The sequence below is a fragment of the Pseudoruegeria sp. SHC-113 genome (assembly GCF_025376885.1).
In the GTDB taxonomy this organism is placed as follows: Bacteria; Pseudomonadota; Alphaproteobacteria; order Rhodobacterales; family Rhodobacteraceae; genus Pseudoruegeria.
Genome location: NZ_JAHUBR010000001.1, coordinates 1,890,287 through 1,908,568 on the forward strand (window position 1 = coordinate 1,890,287; position 18,282 = coordinate 1,908,568).

Genomic DNA, 18,282 nt, shown 5'->3' on the forward strand with positions numbered 1-18,282 from the left:
GGGCAAAGCGTAGGCATGGGGACAGCTGAATGATCGGGCGGAGAGATCTCCGAAAGGGTGACGCACAGCCGGAGGAAACTCCGCAGGGCTTCGATTCTTACGATCTGAGGCTCGGGGATGTCATGCGCGGCGAACGCGCAACGCTCGGCAAATCCCTGCTGGATGTGCAGCGCGAGCTGAAGATCAAGGCCGCCTATATTTCCGCCATCGAAAACTGCGATCCGTCGGGTTTTGAAACGCCGGGCTTCGTGGCCGGTTACGTGCGCTCCTATGCGCGCTACCTCGGGCTCGATCCCGATTGGGCCTACACCACCTTCTGCCGCGAAAGCGATTTCCAGATCGTGGACGGGCTGGCCTCCAAGGGCGGCTACAAGCCCGTGGCCAAGCGCAAAGCGCCTGCCGAGAAGGGCAAGCGCGACACGAACGATCTCTTTGCCAACCCCAACACGCCCTTCGTGCCGCGCAATCAGGCGGTGTTTTCCGGTGTCGAGCCGGGGGCCGTGGGCTCCATCCTCGTGCTGCTGAGCCTCGTGGCCGCCATCGGCTATGGCGGCTGGTTCGTGCTGCAGGAAGTGCAGAAAGTGCAATTCGCCCCAGTGGAGCAATCGCCGGGGCTGGTGTCGGAAGTGGATCCGCTGGCGGAATCCCCGATCGACGTGGCCGAGATCGGCGCGGCACCCGGCTTCACGCCGCCCTCCGCCGAAGCGCTGGATCGCCTCTATCGCCCGCAGGCGCTGGATGTGCCGGTGCTGGAAGCGCGCGACGGGCCGATTGCCGCCGTGGATCCGGCGAATTTCGGCGTGCTCGCGCCGATGACGCTCCCCGTGGAAGCGCCCGTTGCCGTGGCAGAGGCCGCAAATCAGGCGGACGCCATCGAAGACGCGCTGATCAAGGTCGTGGAAGACGAAGCGCCGGAAGTGGTGATGTTTGCCGTGCGCCCGGCTTGGGTGCGCGTGCGCGCCGCCGATGGCACCGTGCTCTTTGAGAAAATCCTCGACGCCGGTGAAGAATACGTGCTGCCCACCACGGAAGAAGCGCCGCGCCTGCGGGCAGGCAACTCCGGCTCCGTTTATTTCCGCGTCAACGGCGAAACCTATGGCCCCGCTGGCCCGGGCACCTCGGTGGCCAAGCAGGTGGCGCTCTCCTCTGAAGCGCTGAAAGAGGCTTATCAGGTGGCCGATCTGGAGCAGGATCGCGATCTGGCCCGCATCGTGGCTGAACTGGCCGCCGCGCCCGTCACGCCTGCGGCACCGGCGTCGGAATAGTCCAGTCTGAATAGCTCGGCCTGAATAACCTGCGCCCCGTTGCCTCTGGCCGGGGGCTTCTCTATCTAGTCAGGTAACCGAAGCCGATTGCAGGGGGTGGGCATGTCGCTCAACCACGTGCGCCCGTGGCGCAACATCTACCGCCGGAAATCCCGTCAGATCCACGTGGGCACTGTGCCCGTGGGTGGCGATGCGCCCATCGCGGTGCAGACGATGACGAACACCGACACCTCCGATGCCGCCGCCACCATCAAACAGGTGCTGGCCTGTGCCGAGGTGGGGGCCGACATCGTGCGTGTCTCCACGCCGGATCAGGCCTCCACGCAGGCGCTGCGCGAGATCGTGAAGGAAAGCCCGGTTCCGATCGTGGCCGATATCCACTTCCACTACAAACGCGCCATCGAAGCCGCGGAAGCGGGCGCGGCCTGCCTGCGGATCAACCCGGGCAACATCGGCGATGAGAGCCGCGTGAAGGAAGTGATCAAGGCCGCCAAGGATCACGGCTGCTCAATCCGCATCGGCGTGAACGCCGGATCGCTGGAAAAGCACCTTCTGGAAAAATACGCCGAGCCCTGCCCGGAAGCCATGGTCGAAAGCGGGCTTGAGCATATCAAGATATTGGAAGACAACGATTTTCACGAGTTCAAGATCTCGGTGAAAGCCTCCGACGTCTTCCTCTCCGCCGCCGCCTATCAAGCGCTGGCGGAGGCCACCGACGCGCCGATCCACCTTGGTATCACCGAGGCCGGGGGCCTGATGTCGGGCACGATCAAATCCGCGATTGGCCTTGGCAACCTCCTGTGGATGGGCATCGGCGACACGCTGCGCGTTTCGCTTTCGGCCGATCCGGTGGAAGAGGTGAAGGTCGGCTACGACATCCTGAAATCGCTGGGCCTGCGCCATCGCGGCGTCAACATCATCTCTTGCCCCTCTTGCGCGCGGCAGGGGTTTGACGTGATCAAAACCGTGGAAACACTGGAAAAACGCCTTGAACACATCAAGACACCGATGAGCCTTTCGATCATCGGCTGCGTGGTCAACGGCCCCGGCGAGGCGCTGATGACGGATATCGGCTTCACCGGCGGTGGGGCTGGCTCGGGCATGGTCTATCTGGCGGGCAAGCAGAGCCACAAGCTGAGCAACGATCAGATGGTGGATCACATCGTCGAGCAGGTGGAAAAGAAAGCCGCTGAGATCGAGGCAGTTGAAGCTGCCGCAAGCGAACAAGCCGCCGAGTAACCCAACCCGGCGTTTTGCCTTTGGCCCGGGCGTGCTATGCAGGCGTTAACCTGCAATCCCCCACGCCCGGAGCCGTGACGTGCCATCCTCCAGACGCGCCGATTTCCCGCCCCCGCGCTACCGTTTCCACCCGCTGCCGCTCTTGCTGGCCACGGCCTGCTTCTGCGCCGCGCTCACCCCCTCCATGGTGCCGCGCGATGCGATGCTTCTGGGGCTGCTGGCCGGGCTGGTGGCGGGCATCGGCTATGAAATCGGAAATCAGATCAGGCGCTTGTGGAACGGTTTTGAACTGCCGCACCTGCCCGCAACACCCGCGCGACTGCTGCGCCGTGGTGCCTATGGGATCAGCCTTGCGGCCATCGTCTATTGCCTGTTTCGCGCCGCCGATTGGCAAAACGCAACCCGTGCCGTGATGAGCCTTGCGCCGGTGGATGAAACCCACCCCCTGACGGTGGCCACTTACGGCGCGGTGGCCTTTCTTGGGCTCTGGCTGCTCTGCCGCCTTCTGGGCACGGCCTTTGACGTGGTGGAGCGCCTGTTGCGCCCCATCGTGCCGGCGCGCGTTGGCGTGGTGCTGGCGCTCATTGCGGTGGGCTGGCTGGCGTGGTCACTGGCCTCGGGCGTGCTGATCACCCGCGCGTTTCAAGCGGCAGACGCCACGTTCGAGGCCGCCGACCTGCTGATTGAACCGGCCTTTCCCCGGCCTGACGATCCGCAGAAAACCGGCAGCGATGCCTCGCTTCTGCGGTGGGAAGAGCTGGGCCGCCGCGGGCGGGAGTTCGTGGCCTCAGCACCCAGCCCGCAGGAGATTTCCGCCTTTTCGGGAAGCCCCGCGGTTGCGCCCTTGCGCGTCTACGTGGGCCGCCGCGCCGCCGAGACGCCACAGGAACGCGCCGACATCGCGCTGCAGGAGCTGATCCGGCAGGGCGGGTTTGAGCGCGGCACGCTTGTTGTCATGGTTCCCACCGGCACCGGCTGGATGGACCCCGGCAGCCATGATGCGCTGGATTTCATGCTTGGCGGCGATGTGGCGACGGTCTCGGTGCAGTATTCCTACCTCTCCAGCGTGCTCTCGCTTCTGAGCAATGCGGACTACGGGCTGGATCAGGCCGAGGCGCTGTTTCACACGATCTATGAACATTGGACGCAGCTACCTAAGGAGTCCCGCCCGCGCCTTTACGTGCATGGGCTCAGCCAGGGGGCCTTCAATTCGCAATCCACGCTGCCGATCCTCGATCTGCTGGCCGATCCGATCGACGGCGCGCTCTGGGTGGGCTCGCCCTTCCTGAGCCCCTTCTGGCAATATGTGCGCAACGAGCGGGTGGCCGAAAGCCCGGCCTGGCGGCCCACTTTGGGGAACTCCTCGCTTGTGCGGGTGATGACGCAGAACGGCGCGATGAACGAGATCGACGCGCCCTGGGGCCCGATGCGCCTTGTGTTCCTGCACTATGGCTCTGATCCCATTGTCTTCTTCAGTTTCCGCACCGCCTTTGAGCGGCCCGACTGGATGGAGGCCCCCCGCGCGCCGGATGTGGCGCCGGAATTTCGCTGGTATCCGCTGGTGACGCTGTTCCAGTTGGCGCTGGACATGGGCATCTCGCTGGATGTGGAGGGCTATGGCCACCTCTACATTGCGCGCGATTACGTGGATGGCTGGGCCGAAGTGCTGGCCCCGGAGGGCTGGACGGCAGGTCGTTCGGAAGCGCTGAAAGCCACTTTGGCCGCGCGCGGGTCGGCCTACTAAGACCCCCCCGCCGCAAGGTGCGACGGGGGCGTTCGGGTGCCTGGTTTTGAAGCGCGTTACTGGGTGCGGATCTCGTCCACGACCTCGCGCATCGCGTCCAGCGGCAGGTAGCCGCGCAGCATCACGTCGCCCATCACGAAGCCCGGCGTGCCGGAAATGTTGAGCCGCGCAGCCAGCGCGCGGTTCTCGGCAATCACGGCGGTGACGTCATCATTGCTCATGTGATCCAGCACAGCCTGCACATCCTCAATCCCGGCCTTCACGCCGATCTTGGCAAGGTTGCCCTCGCTGACCTGCCCACGCATCGTCATCAGCTGATCATGCACCGATTTATAAGCGTCTGGGCCCGCCAGTTGCAGCGTGGCGATGGCGAAACGGGCGGCCAACTCGCTCTCCTCGCCAAGGATTGGGAATTCCTTCAGCACGAAGCGGATGTTGCCATCGCTCTCCACCAGCGCCTCGACCTCTTCAAAGGCCTTTTTGCAATAGCCGCAGCGGTAATCCATGAACTCCACGAGGGTCACATCGCCCTCCGGGTTACCGCCCACCCAGCTGTTGGCATCGGCAAAAAGCGCCTCGGCGTTCGTGGCCACGAGCTGCTGATCGCCGCTGGCCTGCGCCTCGGCCTGCTGCGCTTCGAGCTTGGCGATGACCTCCAGCAGAAGCTCGGGGTTTTCGAGCAGGTAGCTGCGGACTTCTTCACGGAAGGCGCTGCGCTCCGCTTCGGTCATGGCCGAGAGATCAAGGGCAGAGGCGGGGGCGGCGGCGAGCGCCATGGCGGAGGTGGCGGCCAGAAGGCCAGCCTTGAGGAGACGGTTCATCGGATCAGTTCCTTTTCGCTTTCGCTGCGAGCTCGCTGGCTCGTATCACATCCTGTGCGCGGTTCCAGCCGGAAGTACCGCGCGGCAATTGCCCGGCGGCGCGGTTGGCGTGGACACCGGCGTCTTTCAGCCGGCCCACGAGCGCGTAGCGCTCTGCGGTCGCCAGCGAGGCCTGCCCGTTGTTGCCCGCCCGTGCATAGGCCACGGCCAGATCGCGCAGCATGCGCGGATCCTGGCTGTCGCGGCTGCGGGCTTTCTCCAGCACCTGCAGGGCCTTGCGGTTGCTCTCGGCGGTGTCCTGCGCCAAGAGGGCGCGGCCGTAGCCCGCAAGGATCAGGGGCTGATCCGGGGCGAGGTTCACCGCCTGCGCATAGGCCTGCGCGGCGGCCGGGGCATTGCCGTTTTCCAGCAGGATCTGGCCCCGCAGTTCGCGGTAATAGGGATCATTGGGCCGCTTGGCCACCAGCGCATCGATATTGGCGTAGGCCTGTTTCTGGTTCGGCTGCCGGTGGTAGGCAATGGATTTGGTGAGCAGGGCGATTTCAGAGGTGTCGCCCTTCTTCACCCGCCGCAGCACGCTCGCGGGGTTGCGCAGGAAGCCCTGCATCTTGGCCTGTGTGCGCGCAAACCAATAGGCGGAGGCCGCATCGTCGCCGTCTCGGGGCTTGGCCCCGGCGGCATAGCCGCGCACGGCCCGCAGGCGGTCATTGGTGAGCGGGTGCGAAGACGCCCAGGGATCGCGCCGCCCGGCGGAGATCGCCTCCTGCCCGCGGAAGATGTTGAGCACATCGACCATGGCGTTCGGATCCACCCCGGCGGCCACCATGAAGCGCAGGGCGCTCTGATCGGCAGAGGCCTCCTCGGCGCGGGTGTGCTTGAGGAAGACGCGCAGCGCGCTTTGCTGGCTGCCTAGCGCGATCCCCGTCGCGGCTTCTGGCGAACCGGCGGCGGCGGCGGCGGCGGAGAGCAGCAGGCCCATCATTCCGGCGGTGCGGGCATTGCCGATGTTCAGCGCGCGGCTGGTGAGATGGCCGTTGGCGATATGGGCCAGCTCATGGGCGATCACCGCCTGCAGCTCCGCGGGCTTTTGCATGCGCATGATCAGGCCCGAATGCAGGAACACGTGCTGCGTGTCGATCACGAAGGCGTTGAGCGAGGAATCATTGATCACCATGATCTTGATCCGCCCCGGCGAGAGCCCTGCGGCGGTGATCAGCGGGCGGGCAAGCTCTTTCAGCGAGCGCTCGATCTCGGCATCCCGGATCAGCGACTGCGCGCGGGCGGGCAGCGGCGCGAAGGCCAGCGCGCAGACAAGAAGCGCCGCCGTAAAGCGGAGGAGTTGAACGCTCGATCTCATGCCTGCCATTGACCTCCCGCGCGGGCGCTGTGAAAACCCGTGCAACGGGCAGTATGGAGGGAAAGATGAAGAGTTCAACCCGAAGCCAGGTCGATCCCTTCATTGTGATGGACGTGATGGAACAGGCGCGCCGGGCCGAGGAAGCGGGCCGCCATGTGATCCATATGGAGGTGGGCCAGCCGGGCACGCCCGCGCCCGAAGGCGCACGTGCGGCGCTGTCCAAGGGCATGGACGCAGGCGCGCTTGGCTACACGGTGGCGCTAGGCCTGCCGGAACTGCGCGCGGGCATCGCGCGGCTTTACGGCGAATGGTATGGCGTGGATCTGGATCCGGCGCGCGTTGTTGTCACCTCCGGCTCTTCGGGGGCCTTCCTGCTGGCCTTCACCGCGCTTTTTGATGCGGGCGATCGCGTCGGGCTCGGCCTGCCGGGCTATCCGAGCTACCGGCAGATCCTCAAGGCGCTCTCGCTTGAGGCTATTGGCCTGCAGACCGCACCGGAGAACCGCTTCCAGCCGGTGGCGGGTGATCTGGCGGGGCAGGGGCTTGATGGGCTGATCGTGGCCTCGCCCGCCAACCCGTCCGGCACGATGCTGGGCAAGCAGGCGCTTGGCGATCTGATCGGGGCTTGCGCTGATCAGGGCATCTCCTTCGTCTCAGATGAGATTTACCACGGTATCCAGTACGGCGAACGCGCCGTCTCGGCGCTTGAGATCAGCGACGATGTTTACGTGATCAATTCCTTCTCCAAGTATTTCTCAATGACGGGCTGGCGCGTGGGCTGGATGGTGGTGCCCGAGGATCACGTGCGCACGGTGGAGCGGCTGGCGCAGAACATGTTCATCTGCGCGCCGCACGCCTCGCAGGTGGCCGCCCTTGGCGCGCTTGAAAGCCGGGCGGAGCTTGAGGCCAACATGGGCGTCTACACCGCCAACCGCGCGCTTATGGTGGAAGGCCTGAAGGCGGCGGGATTCACCCGGTTCGCGCCGCCGGACGGGGCCTTCTATATCTATGCCGACGTGAGCGCCTACACAAATGACAGCCTCGCCTTCTGCGAAGAGATTCTGCAGGAAGCAGGCGTGGCGGTGACTCCGGGGCTCGATTTCGACCCCGCACGCGGCGGGCAGTGGATCCGCTTCTCCTATGCGCGCGCCACCGCCGACATCGAAGAGGGGCTTTCGCGCCTTGCCGCTTACATGGCGCGGCGCGGAGCGGTATAAGGGGCGCAAAGCACCTAAGAAGCACGGGCAGGGCAGATGCATCGGGCACTCACACGGATAAGCGCGGTGGCTTTGGCCGCTATGCTCTGGATCGCAGCAGCGCCTCTGGCCGCACAGGCGCAGGATTTCAGCGCGCTGGCGCGGCTGGAGTCGGCGCGCAGCGGGCTTACCGATGCGGGCAAGGGCGGCATCGAGCTGCGCCTGCTGCTGAGCCAGCCCGTGCCCTACCGCGTGTTCACGCTGGATGATCCGCGCCGGGTGGTGTTGGATTTCCGCGAGGTGGATTTCACCGGGGCGACGCCGGAAAGCCTTCTGAAGGGCGAAAACGCAACCGGTTTGCGCTTTGGCGTTTTCCGGCCTGGCTGGTCGCGCATGGTGATCGATCTGGCCGGGCCGCAGGCCGTGGTGGAGGCGGGCATGCGCACCGATCCGGCCACGGGCCGCGCTGCCATCATCCTGCGCACGCAAGCCAGCGATGCCGAAAGCTACGCCGCCAAGGCCGGCGCGCCTGAAGGGGCCGGCTGGGAGCGCCCCGAGGCCGCCGACGTGCCGCCGCGCGTGTCTCGTCAGGACGGCAGCCGGCCTCTGCGCGTGGTGCTCGATCCCGGCCATGGCGGCATCGATCCGGGCGCGGAACGTGACGGCCACCGCGAGGCGGACCTGATGCTGACTTTCGCGCTTGAGTTGAAGGAAAAACTCCTGCGGTCAGGTGGTTACGAGGTGATGCTCACGCGGGAGGCCGATGTCTTTGTGCCGCTGGAAACCCGCGTCGCCGTGGCGCGGGCCTTTGGGGCGGATGTGTTCCTGTCGCTCCATGCCGACGCTCTGGCGGAAGGGCGCGCCACTGGCACCACCCTCTACACGCTCTCTGACAGCGCCACGGATCGCGCCTCCGCCTTGCTGGCAGAACGCCACGACCGCGACCAGCTTCTGGCGGGCGTCGATCTGACCGAACAGGACGATGTGATCGCCACCGTGCTGATGGACATGGTGCGCCGCGATACCATGCCGCGCTCCGACAAGCTCGCCACCGCCTTGCTCGACGGCTTCCGCGCCAATGACGTGACGCTCTACAAGAAACCCAAGCTCTCGGCGGGCTTCTCGGTGCTGAAATCGCCCGACATCCCTTCGGTTCTGATCGAACTGGGCTTTCTGTCGAGCCCCAGCGATCTGGATCGGCTGAAAGACCCGGAGTGGCGGGAAAAAGCCGCCTCGGCCATCGCGGAAGGGCTGCAGGGTTGGGCCAAGGCGGATGCAGCAGAGGCGCGGCTTCTGCGCAAGTAAGGCGGCTGGCTGCATCGTGATCAGCACGGCGTGCATTTGCCATGGGCGGGCCTGCCTGCCTTTGGTAGGATGGCCGAAAGGTGCGAAGGGATCAGGCAAGAAACAGCCGAAAGGCCGCAACGGCGGTTTTGACGCTGCGCCAAGGCTCCCATATATACGCGCCACGCAATGAACTTCGGGAGCAGCGCCGTGATCCGGGCTATTCTATCCTTCTTCGGTGGCATCTTTTCGGTGATCACCATTGGCGCGGTGGCCGTGGCCCTGACGATCGGCGCGATCTTCTGGATCTATGGCCGCGATCTGCCCAACCACGAGCAGCTGGCGCAATACACCCCGAAGACGATCTCCCGCATCTATTCCGGCGAGGGGCGCATCATCGACGAATTCGCCCGCGAACGCCGCCTGTTTGCGCCGTCCGAGGAAATCCCCGATCTGGTGAAACAGGCGTTTATCTCGGCGGAAGACAAGAATTTCTACAGCCACAAGGGCTATGATCCGCTCGGCATGGTCAAGGCCGGGCTGGACGCGCTGCAGGGCGGCCGCCTGCGCGGGGCCTCCACGATCACCCAGCAGGTGATGAAGAACTTCCTGCTTTCCTCGGATCGCTCCGCCGAACGCAAGATCAAGGAATTGATCCTCGCCGCCCGTCTGGAAGAAACCCTGAGCAAGGACAAGATCCTTGAGCTGTACCTGAACGAGATCTTCCTTGGCCAGAACAGCTTCGGCGTGGCTGCCGCCTCGCAGACCTATTTCAACAAGCCGCTGGAGCAGCTGAACGCGCAGGAGGCGGCCTATCTGGCGGCCCTGCCCAAGGCGCCCTCCAACTATCACCCCGTGCGCGACACTGAGGCCGCCCTTGAGCGGCGCAATTTCGTGCTGCGGGAGATGAATGAAAACGGCTACCTGACGGAGGCCGAATACGAAGAAGCCCGCGCCGCGCCGCTCGATACGGTGCAGGGTGGCCAGATCGCCAGCTTCCGCTCGGCCCTGCCGCCGCGGGACTATTTCACCGACGAGATCCGCCGCCAGCTGAGCCGCGATTTCGGCGAGGAGGAGTTCTTCTCCGGCGGGCTCGCCATCCGCGCCACCATCGATCGCGAGATGCAGAACGAAGCGGCCGCCGCGCTGCGGGGCGGGCTTGAGAAATACGACCGTGGCCTTGGCATCTGGCGCGGCACCGGCAAAGAGGTGGACGCAGCGCTTCTCGGCAGCGAGGAAAGCTGGCGCGAGGCGCTCGCGGGCGTCGACGTGGCCCGCGACATCGAGGGCTGGTTCCCGGCCGTGGTGCTGGAAGTGGGCAGCACCCATGCGCGCATCGGTATCGAGGGCGTCGAGGAAGACAGCGACGGCCACTGGATCGCCCCGGAAGACGTGACATGGGCCCGCAAGCGGCTTGGGAACGGCTCGCTCGGGCCATCCGCCAAGAAAGCCGGGGATCTGCTCGCGGTGGGCGAGGTTGTCCATGTGCGCGCCATGACGCGCGACGAGGACGGCTCCTTCATCCGCTGGACGCTGCGGCAGGTGCCGGAGGTCGAGGGCGGCTTCATGGCGATGGACGTGAACACCGGCCGCGTGATCGCGATGCAGGGCGGCTTCTCCTACCAGCATTCGGTGTTCAACCGCGCCACGCAGGCCACGCGCCAGCCGGGCTCTTCCTTCAAACCTTTCGTCTATGCCGCGGCGCTGGATTCGGGCTACTCGCCCGCCACCATCGTGATCGACGCGCCGATCGAGATCTATTCCGGCAACGAGGTCTGGCGCCCCAAGAACGCCTCCAACAAATTCTACGGCCCGACGCCGCTGCGCACCGGGATCGAACGCTCGCGGAACCTGATGACGGTCCGGCTTGCGCAGGAGGTGGGTATGGAAACCGTCGCCGCCTATGCGGAGCGCTTCGGCGTCTATGACAACATGGGCACCTACCTGCCCAACTCGCTCGGCTCCGAGGAAACCACACTTTACAAGATGGTCGCGGCCTATGCGATGTTTGCCAATGGCGGCGAGCGCGTGGAGCCGACGCTGGTGGACCGGGTGCAGGACCGCTGGGGGCAGACAGTTTACCGCCACGATCAGCGCAAATGTGAGGATTGCCAGCTGGCGTCGCTGGATCCCGGCTTCGCCCCGCGCATCACCTCCAACCGCGAGCGCGTGATGAATGCCGTCACCGCCTACCAGCTCACCTCGATGATGACGGGCGTTGTGCAGCGCGGCACAGCTGCGGGCCGCGTGGATGTGGGCGTGCCAGTGGCCGGCAAGACGGGCACCACCAACGAAGCGAAAGACGTGTGGTTCGTGGGCTTCACCTCCAATATCGTCGCGGGCTGCTACATCGGCTACGACCAGCCCAAGCCGCTGGGCCGTGGTGCCGGTGGTGGCACGATGTGTGCGCCCGTGTTCAACGAATTCATGCAGGAAGCCGTCAAGAAATACGGTGGCGGCCAGTTCCGCATTCCGCCGGGCGGCCATTTCATCAAGATCGACCGCTACACCGGCGCGCGCCTGCCGGATAACGCCGTGGGCGAGCATGTGGTGGCCGAATACTTCCGCGATGGCTTTGAGCCGATGTTCGGCGTGGCCTTCGACGGAGGCTTCGCGATGGGCTCCAACCTGCCGCTCTATTCGCGCGGCGAGCAGGAGGTGGAGCAGGAGATCACCACCTCGACCGGCGAGAAGCGCACCATTGGCGGCAAGGCCAGTTTCGGCACCCTCTCTTCGGGCGGGCTCTACTGATCTTGCCCGCCCCTTCGCGGGTTGCTATCACCCCGGCCTGAAGCACCTATCGCCCCACCCATCGCCAAGGAATCCCTATGCGCGCCGAAACGCAGAACATCATCGAGGCCATCGAGAAATCGCTGGAGCTGCTGCGCCAGCGCATGGATTGGGAAACCGCCGCGCATCGGCTTGAGGAATTCAACGCCCGCACCGAAGATCCGGACCTCTGGAACGATCCGGCCAAGGCGCAAGGGCTGATGCGCGAACGCCAGATGCTGGTGGACAAGATCGAGACGGTGAAAAGCATCCAGCAGGATCTTTCTGACAACGTCGAGCTGATCGAACTGGGCGAGATGGAAGACGACGCCGAAGTCGTCGCCGAAGCCGAGAAGGCGCTGGCCGCCCTGGAAGAGAGCGCCGCCAAGAAAGAGCTCGAAGCGTTGCTGAACGGCGAGACGGACCCCAACGATGCCTTCCTTGAGATCAAGGCCGGGGCAGGGGGCACGGAAGCCTGCGACTGGGCCTCGATGCTGGCGCGGATGTATGTCCGCTGGGCCGAGAAGCGCGGCTTCGAGGTGGATCTGCAGGAAGAACAGGCCGGGGCCGAGGCCGGGATCAAATCCGTCACCTACCAGATCAAGGGCCACAACGCCTATGGCTGGCTGAAGAGCGAAAGTGGCACCCACCGGCTGGTGCGGATCTCGCCCTTCGGCAAGGGCACCCGCGAGACCTCTTTCGCCGCCGTCGGCGCTTACCCAGTGATCGACGACAACATCGAAGTGGAGGTGAACCCCGCCGACATCCGCATCGACACCTACCGCTCGTCCGGGGCTGGTGGACAGCACGTGAACACCACGGATTCGGCCGTGCGGATCACTCACATGCCCACCGGCATCGTGGTGACGAGCTCTGAGAAATCCCAGCACCAGAACCGCGACATCGCCATGAAGGCCCTGAAATCGCGCCTGTATCAGATGGAGCTGGATCGCCGGAACGCCGAAGTCAACGCGCTGCACGAAGCCAAGGGCGATGCGGGCTGGGGCAACCAGATCCGCTCCTACGTGCTGCAACCCTACCAGATGGTGAAGGATCTGCGCACCAACTTCGAGACCGCCGATACCAAAGGCGTTCTGGATGGCGATCTGGACGCATTCATGGCCGCGACACTGGCGATGGATGTGGCAGGCAAGAGCCGTGCGGACGCCAACGCCGAAGACTGACATTCGAACTTGGGCATGCGGGATTGAGCCCGCCGCCGCGCTTGGCTAACCTCCTGCCTTGAGGCAAGGAGGAGCACCCAACACATGACAACAGCCGTCCCCGCGCAGGCCAGTGAGGTGCCGGAGTTCCGGCCCGTGACACCCGCCATGATCCGTCAGGCGCTTGCGCTCGGCTGGGCCGATTTCCGCAAGGCGCCTGCTTTCGGGATCTTCTTCGGCTCTTTCTATACGCTGGGCGGGCTTTTGATGTGGTGGATCACCATGGCCACCGGCCAAAGCTACTGGCTGGGGCTTGCCGCCTTCGGCTTCCCGCTGATCGGGCCTTTCGCCGCCGTGGGGCTCTACGAGGTCAGCCGCCGCCTGGAAGCGGGCGAGCCGCTGAACTGGGGGGAGATCCTCGGCGTCGTCGTGACCCAGCGCAACCGGCAGATCCCGTCGATCTGCGTGACGATCATCATGATCTTCCTGTTCTGGTTCTTCATCGCGCACATGATCTTTGCGCTGTTCCTCGGCAAGATGACGATGGTGAACGTCTCCTCGTCCTACGATCTCTACCTGACGGGTGAGGGGCTCGCGATGCTCGCCTTCGGCACCGCCGTGGGGGCGGTGTTCGCCTTCATCACCTTCGCGCTCGTCGTCTTCGGCTTGCCGATGCTGCTGGAGCGCGAGTTGGACGTGATCACCGCGATGATCACCTCGTTCCGCGAGGTGACGGCGAACCCGGTTGTGATGATCGGCTGGGGGATCGTGATCTCGGCGCTGTTGTTCGTGGGGATGTTTCCCTATTTTTTCGGCCTGCTGATCGTGCTGCCACTCTTGGGCCACGCGAGCTGGCATCTTTATCGGCTGACCACCAGCGCGGCTTAGGCGCTGCCCTGCCGCTGCGGGAGGCGGCGCATTGAAGCTGCCCCGGTGCGCCCCTATATCAGCCCGAACAACAAGAAGAGGCGGTCTGCGATTTCAGGCCGTGGGCGTAAAGGGCATGATTTATGGCGCATGATTGGGATGATTTCCGGTATTTCCTCGCACTTTCTCGGGCCTCCTCCACGGTCGAGGCCGCGCGCAAGCTTGAGGTGACGCACCAGACGGTCTCCCGGCGGATTGCGGCGCTGGAAACGCGGCTGAACATGCGGCTCGTGGATCGCGACGGGCTGGCCCTGCGGCTCACCCCGCGCGGGCGGGATCTGGCTGAGCGTGTGGCGGAGATGGAGACGCTCTCGCATTCCATCGCCCAAATGGCGCGCCATGCCAATGAGAAGGTCGAGGGTCGGGTGCGGATCACCACGGCGGACGGGCCGCTCAAGATCATGGTGATGCCGGTGCTCGAAAAGCTGATGGACGCTTTTCCCGACATCACGCTCGACATCATCGCCGATACCGAATTGGTGGACGTGGGCTCGGGCTTTGTCGATTTCGCGATCCGCTATACGTCGAACCCCGATGAGGATCTGATTGGCCAGAAGGTCGCTCCCGTGGCGATCATGCCCGTGGGCAGCCCGGCTTTGATGGAAGCCTTTGACGCCGGCGCACGGGGCGAGCGCAGCCTGCCGCGCGTGCCGGTGGTGACGTTTCTGAGCAATGGCGAGGGCCTGCCGGATTGGGCCTGCGATAAGGTCCACCCCGAAAGCCCGGTGCATCGTGTGAGCAACATCGACGCGCTGATCACCTTCGTGCAGGCCGGGCGCGCTGTGGGCCTGTTGCCGTGGTTCGTGGCCACGCAGATTCCGGGTGTGCAGCGCAGCCGGGCGGTGGCGACGCAGTTTCCCATCGATCTCTGGTTGCTGACCAACGCCGAAGTGCGCCGCAGCGAGAAGCTGCGCGCCATCCGGCAGGTGCTCTTTCGCGAGCTATCCGCACTGGCCCCGCTGGTGTCGGGCGAGGCGAAAGCGGCCTGACGGTTTTCGAACCTACATTGTTCAAAGGTCACGCCCGGCGTTGAGCCGGGCAGCCCCCGGCCGCCCCCACGGGCGGGGGCTTTCAGCCCGCCACCCGCGGCCGGGAACCGCCCTTCGTGCATAGTCCGAACGAAAAAAGGCGCCTCAAGGGCGCCTTTCTCAATTCTGAACCGAGCTTGTGGCTTAAGCCTGCGGAGCCGCCGGCTTCTTCGGCGCGCCGCCACCCAGCGGATCGTCCTGCCGCTGCACGGAGCCTTCGAAATGCGCGCCGCTCTCGATGGCGATCGTCTTGTGGATGATGTCGCCTTCCACACGCGCGGTGGAGGTCAGGCGCACTTTCAGGCCGCGCACGCGGCCGATGATGCGGCCATGCACCACGACGTCATCGGCAACCACTTCACCCTTCACGGTGGCGGATTCGCCCACGGTGAGCAGATGCGCGCGGATATCGCCCTCGACAGTGCCTTCGACATTGATGTCGCCGGTCGTCTTGAGGTTGCCGACCACGGTCAGGTCAGCGGACAGCGAAGAGGCGGGCGGCTTGGCTTTGGGCGGCGCGGCCTTCACATCGGTGGTCGGTTTGGTCACCGGGGCTTCCGGTGCCTTCGGCTTTTCAGCCTCCGCGCCGGGCTTCGCGCCGGCCTCATTGATCCTGCTTTTAGAAAACATCTCTGGCTGCCTTGATATAATTCATCGGGTTGACCGGCTTGCCGCCCACACGGACTTCGTAGTGCAGATGGGTGCCGGTAGAACGTCCGGAGTTCCCCATGTCGCCGATGCGATCACCGCGGGAGACTCTTTGGCCCTTAGACACGCGTATTTTTGCCATATGGGCGTAACGGGTTTCAATGCCAAACTCGTGTTGGATCTTCACGAGCCGCCCATAACCGGACTGCCAGCCGGCGTGAATCACCACACCATCGCCCGTGGCGTAGATCGGCGTGCCGTAGGAGGCGGCGAAATCGGTGCCGTTGTGCATCCGGCCCCAGCGCGGGCCGAAGCCCGAGGTGAAGCGGAAGGCCGATTTCACCGGTACGTCAAACGGCGCCTTGGAGGCGGCGATGCGGTAGATGTTCATCTCGTCCAGCCGCTCAAGGATCGAATTGGCGCGCATGCCTTCGGCCACGTCCTCTTCGCCGTCGGTCACGGTGAACTCCAGCGGGGTGAGCGGGCCGCCCTGGCCCGAGTAGCCGCGGCGCACCTGATCGATCAGGTTGTCCACGTTCAGCCCGGCGTTGCGGAACATCTTGTCCATCGGCGCGATGGAGACGGTCATCGCCTCTTCAAGCTTGGAGAAGATCAGATCGTTGCGCTCATCCTTGAGGCGGGATTCCAGACGCAGCTCGGCGATGTAATCATCCGCGTCGGTGGCATAAGCCTGCATGTGATCGCGTTCCGAAGCCGTATCGCGCAGCGCTTCGGAGAGGAAAGCCACGGTGTTCTCCACCTCGGCCAGACGGTGCGTCTCGGGCTCGGCGGCCTCGGTCTCAGCGAGTGCGAGTTGCAGCTCTTCGGCGGCCTTGCGCGCCAGATCGCGTTCCTTGATCGCGTCGCGCAGGGTGGTCTGCACCACCTCAAGCCCGGTTTCCACCTCGCGCCGCTTGTCTTCACTCGCCAGCAGGCGCTCCTGCATGTCGGAGATCTCTTCCAGCGCCACGCTGAAGCGCATGTGCGCGCTGGCGGCTTCCTGGGCGCGCATGTCACGCTCGGCGGAGAGCTTGTTGAGCTGGGCTTCATACATGAACTGATCGCGTTTGACCTGTTCGCGGATGTTGCCCGAACTAAGCGAGTCCATCAGCAGGATCGAGGTGGCTACCAAAGTCCAGGCACCCACGGCGGTGACACCGACAAGGGCGATCAACTGGGTGCTAGAGCGCAGCCGGATGAAGCGTGTTTCCGTATCAGAGCGCAGAAAGAGACGCCGCTCGGGCAGCCGCTTTTCCAACGCCAAGTGAAGCTTGTGCAAAAGTGCAGACGCCAATGGTCCGTTAGCCCCTGTGTTATCCCCGTTTTCGACCGGCGCCATGTCCCCAGCGCGCGTGGTCAAGGGATGCTTAACGGGGGGCTTTCCATGCTGCAAACTTTTTTGGCGAAAGGTGGCGGAGGAGCGCGTAAGCCTTGCCGGTGTCGGCGAAAAACCGCCGAAAGGCTCGCTAGGCTCGTGCTTAATCGCTGGGCAAGGCCGCTGTGCGGCCTAGCCGGGCCTGCGGTCCCAGCTGTTGTCGGCCAGTGGCCAGTAGAAATCCGGCGGCAAGCCCGCGTCCGCGCGTTTTTCCTCGTTGAAGGGCGGCTTCAGCGCGCCGTGGAAATAGGTCTGCACGAGGCGGTGAAACTCTTCCTTCGGGTCCAGCTCATGGCGGCCACAAAGGAAATGGAACCACTTCGAGCCATAGGCCACATGGCTCACTTCCTCGGCGTAGATCACCTCCAGCGCGGCGACGGCATCTGCAGCCTTGGCAGTGCGGAAAATCTCGATCATGCCGGGCGTCACGTCGAGCCCGCGCGCCTCCAGAACCATCGGCACCACCGCCAGCCGTCCCATCAGATCCTCGGCCGTGTCCTCGGCTGCGCGCCACATGCCCGCATGGGCGGGCAGCGCACCGTAATGGCTGCCTATTGCTTCAAGACAGTCGCACATCAGGTTGAAATGCTTGGATTCCTCATCCGCTGCCGCCACCCAGTCGTCGAAGAAGCCGATGGGCATCGGCACATGGGAAAACCGGGCGATGATGTCCCAGTGCAGATCGACGGCGTTCAGCTCGATATGGGCCACAGCATGCAAAAGCGCCTGCCGCCCGGCCTCACTGCCGGGGCGGCGGCGCGGTACGTCGCGCGGGGAAAGCAGCTCGGGCTTTTCGGGCCGTGCGGGCTGCAGGGGCGGCGTGGCGGTGCCGATCTCAAGTGGCGTGCCCGCCTTGCGCGCGGCGAACCACGCGGCGGCATGGGCCCGGCTCAGGGCTGTCTTCTCGCGCCCGTCGGCGGTGGTCAGAACCTCCACCGCCCGCTGCGCCAGGGAAAGCCCGCTCACAGCGCCTTGACCGCCTCGAGCACCGCCTCCACATGGCCGGGCACTTTCACCTTCGGCCAGACCTGCCGGATCACGCCGTCGCCATCGATCAGGAAGGTGGTGCGCACGATGCCGAAGTACGTCTTGCCGTACATCTGCTTTTCCTGCCAGACGCCGTAGGTCTCACAGACATCGCCTTCCGCATCCGATAGCAGCGTCACCGAAAGCCCGTGTTTGGCAGCGAATTTCGCGTGTTTGGCCACGGTATCCTTGGAGACGCCCAGCACCTTTGCGCCGGCGGCCTCGAATTCGGCCTCCGCCTCGGTGAAGCCGATCGCTTGCTTGGTGCAGCCTGAGGTGTCGTCCTTGGGGTAGAAATAGAGCACCACGGGCTGGCCCTTGAGGTCTGACAGCGTGACCTCGCTGCCTGTGCCGTCGGGAAGGGTGAAATTGGGTGCCTTTTCGCCGATATCGGGCATGGGATTGCGCTCCTGCTGGTGTTGCTCAGGGGAATGGTTTTA

15 protein-coding genes are annotated in these 18,282 nt (G+C 64.8%); 9 read left to right on the forward strand and 6 right to left on the reverse strand.

The annotated features are described in order from the left end of the window. The first annotated feature begins 29 nt into the window (after positions 1 to 29). From KVX96_RS09425 to KVX96_RS09435, 3 genes are all read left to right on the forward strand, one after another. On the forward strand, positions 30 to 1,265 hold the full coding sequence (locus KVX96_RS09425; RefSeq protein WP_261194149.1) for a helix-turn-helix domain-containing protein: 1,236 nt from the start codon (positions 30 to 32) through the stop codon (positions 1,263 to 1,265). 102 nt (positions 1,266 to 1,367) lie between these two features. Then, on the forward strand, positions 1,368 to 2,504 hold the full coding sequence (ispG, locus tag KVX96_RS09430; protein ID WP_261194150.1) for a flavodoxin-dependent (E)-4-hydroxy-3-methylbut-2-enyl-diphosphate synthase: 1,137 nt from the start codon (positions 1,368 to 1,370) through the stop codon (positions 2,502 to 2,504). Positions 2,505 to 2,583: 79 nt separating this feature from the next. Further along, positions 2,584 to 4,248, forward strand: coding sequence for an alpha/beta hydrolase (locus tag KVX96_RS09435; RefSeq protein ID WP_261194151.1), 1,665 nt, complete (start codon positions 2,584 to 2,586; stop codon positions 4,246 to 4,248). Positions 4,249 to 4,304: 56 nt separating this feature from the next. On the opposite strand, the gene KVX96_RS09440 is transcribed toward KVX96_RS09435, so the two are convergent. Both KVX96_RS09440 and KVX96_RS09445 read right to left on the reverse strand, forming a co-directional pair. Continuing rightward, positions 4,305 to 5,069 (reverse strand): DsbA family protein, encoded by a 765-nt coding sequence (locus KVX96_RS09440; RefSeq protein ID WP_261194152.1) that lies wholly within the window; start codon positions 5,067 to 5,069, stop codon positions 4,305 to 4,307. A 4-nt stretch (positions 5,070 to 5,073) separates the two neighbouring features. Further along, positions 5,074 to 6,426: a M48 family metalloprotease gene (locus KVX96_RS09445; RefSeq protein WP_261194153.1), complete on the reverse strand. Its 1,353-nt coding sequence runs from the start codon at positions 6,424 to 6,426 to the stop codon at positions 5,074 to 5,076. Positions 6,427 to 6,491: 65 nt separating this feature from the next. On the opposite strand from KVX96_RS09445, the gene KVX96_RS09450 reads away from it, so the two are divergent. The 6 genes from KVX96_RS09450 to KVX96_RS09475 all read left to right on the forward strand — a co-directional run bounded on the left by KVX96_RS09450 (position 6,492) and on the right by KVX96_RS09475 (position 14,754). Beyond that, positions 6,492 to 7,643 (forward strand): pyridoxal phosphate-dependent aminotransferase, encoded by a 1,152-nt coding sequence (locus KVX96_RS09450; protein WP_261194154.1) that lies wholly within the window; start codon positions 6,492 to 6,494, stop codon positions 7,641 to 7,643. A gap of 36 nt (positions 7,644 to 7,679) precedes the next feature. Beyond that, on the forward strand, positions 7,680 to 8,927 hold the full coding sequence (locus KVX96_RS09455) for an N-acetylmuramoyl-L-alanine amidase (RefSeq protein ID WP_409977099.1): 1,248 nt from the start codon (positions 7,680 to 7,682) through the stop codon (positions 8,925 to 8,927). 168 nt (positions 8,928 to 9,095) lie between these two features. Further along, positions 9,096 to 11,657 carry a penicillin-binding protein 1A gene (locus KVX96_RS09460; protein WP_409977100.1) on the forward strand — a complete coding sequence of 854 codons (2,562 nt, stop codon included), beginning with the start codon at positions 9,096 to 9,098 and terminating at the stop codon, positions 11,655 to 11,657. A 77-nt stretch (positions 11,658 to 11,734) separates the two neighbouring features. Continuing rightward, positions 11,735 to 12,859 carry a peptide chain release factor 2 gene (prfB, locus tag KVX96_RS09465; protein WP_261194155.1) on the forward strand — a complete coding sequence of 375 codons (1,125 nt, stop codon included), beginning with the start codon at positions 11,735 to 11,737 and terminating at the stop codon, positions 12,857 to 12,859. An 84-nt stretch (positions 12,860 to 12,943) separates the two neighbouring features. Then, positions 12,944 to 13,726, forward strand: a complete 783-nt coding sequence (locus KVX96_RS09470; protein ID WP_261194156.1) for a DUF2189 domain-containing protein — start codon at positions 12,944 to 12,946, stop codon at positions 13,724 to 13,726. A gap of 122 nt (positions 13,727 to 13,848) precedes the next feature. Continuing rightward, on the forward strand, positions 13,849 to 14,754 hold the full coding sequence (locus KVX96_RS09475) for a LysR family transcriptional regulator (RefSeq protein WP_261194157.1): 906 nt from the start codon (positions 13,849 to 13,851) through the stop codon (positions 14,752 to 14,754). Positions 14,755 to 14,937: 183 nt separating this feature from the next. Here the strand turns inward: KVX96_RS09475 and KVX96_RS09480 are convergent, their stop codons facing one another. From KVX96_RS09480 to bcp, 4 genes are all read right to left on the reverse strand, one after another. Continuing rightward, positions 14,938 to 15,423 carry a polymer-forming cytoskeletal protein gene (locus KVX96_RS09480; protein ID WP_261194158.1) on the reverse strand — a complete coding sequence of 162 codons (486 nt, stop codon included), beginning with the start codon at positions 15,421 to 15,423 and terminating at the stop codon, positions 14,938 to 14,940. Continuing rightward, positions 15,413 to 16,735, reverse strand: coding sequence for a M23 family metallopeptidase (locus KVX96_RS09485; protein ID WP_261194160.1), 1,323 nt, complete (start codon positions 16,733 to 16,735; stop codon positions 15,413 to 15,415). The genes KVX96_RS09480 and KVX96_RS09485 overlap by 11 nt, the downstream gene beginning before the upstream one ends. 213 nt (positions 16,736 to 16,948) lie before the next feature. Beyond that, positions 16,949 to 17,782 carry a ferritin-like domain-containing protein gene (locus KVX96_RS09490; RefSeq protein ID WP_261194161.1) on the reverse strand — a complete coding sequence of 278 codons (834 nt, stop codon included), beginning with the start codon at positions 17,780 to 17,782 and terminating at the stop codon, positions 16,949 to 16,951. Further along, complete coding sequence (gene bcp / locus KVX96_RS09495) at positions 17,779 to 18,240, reverse strand: thioredoxin-dependent thiol peroxidase (protein WP_261194162.1); 462 nt, start codon at positions 18,238 to 18,240, stop codon at positions 17,779 to 17,781. Before bcp ends, KVX96_RS09490 begins: the two co-directional genes overlap by 4 nt. Positions 18,241 to 18,282: the final 42 nt, after the last annotated feature.

Bases quoted from the DNA above. Each gene is read 5' to 3' on its own strand.
- KVX96_RS09440 (WP_261194152.1), bottom strand. From the start codon at position 5,069: ATGAACCGTCTCCTCAAGGCTGGCCTTCTGGCCGCCACCTCCGCCATG.
- KVX96_RS09475 (WP_261194157.1), top strand. From the start codon at position 13,849: ATGGCGCATGATTGGGATGATTTCCGGTATTTCCTCGCACTTTCTCGG.
- KVX96_RS09460 (WP_409977100.1), top strand. From the start codon at position 9,096: ATGAACTTCGGGAGCAGCGCCGTGATCCGGGCTATTCTATCCTTCTTC.
- ispG (WP_261194150.1), top strand. From the start codon at position 1,368: ATGTCGCTCAACCACGTGCGCCCGTGGCGCAACATCTACCGCCGGAAA.
- KVX96_RS09455 (WP_409977099.1), top strand. From the start codon at position 7,680: ATGCATCGGGCACTCACACGGATAAGCGCGGTGGCTTTGGCCGCTATG.
- KVX96_RS09480 (WP_261194158.1), bottom strand. From the start codon at position 15,423: ATGTTTTCTAAAAGCAGGATCAATGAGGCCGGCGCGAAGCCCGGCGCG.
- KVX96_RS09445 (WP_261194153.1), bottom strand. From the start codon at position 6,426: ATGAGATCGAGCGTTCAACTCCTCCGCTTTACGGCGGCGCTTCTTGTC.
- bcp (WP_261194162.1), bottom strand. From the start codon at position 18,240: ATGCCCGATATCGGCGAAAAGGCACCCAATTTCACCCTTCCCGACGGC.
- KVX96_RS09450 (WP_261194154.1), top strand. From the start codon at position 6,492: ATGAAGAGTTCAACCCGAAGCCAGGTCGATCCCTTCATTGTGATGGAC.
- KVX96_RS09425 (WP_261194149.1), top strand. From the start codon at position 30: ATGATCGGGCGGAGAGATCTCCGAAAGGGTGACGCACAGCCGGAGGAA.
- prfB (WP_261194155.1), top strand. From the start codon at position 11,735: ATGCGCGCCGAAACGCAGAACATCATCGAGGCCATCGAGAAATCGCTG.
- KVX96_RS09470 (WP_261194156.1), top strand. From the start codon at position 12,944: ATGACAACAGCCGTCCCCGCGCAGGCCAGTGAGGTGCCGGAGTTCCGG.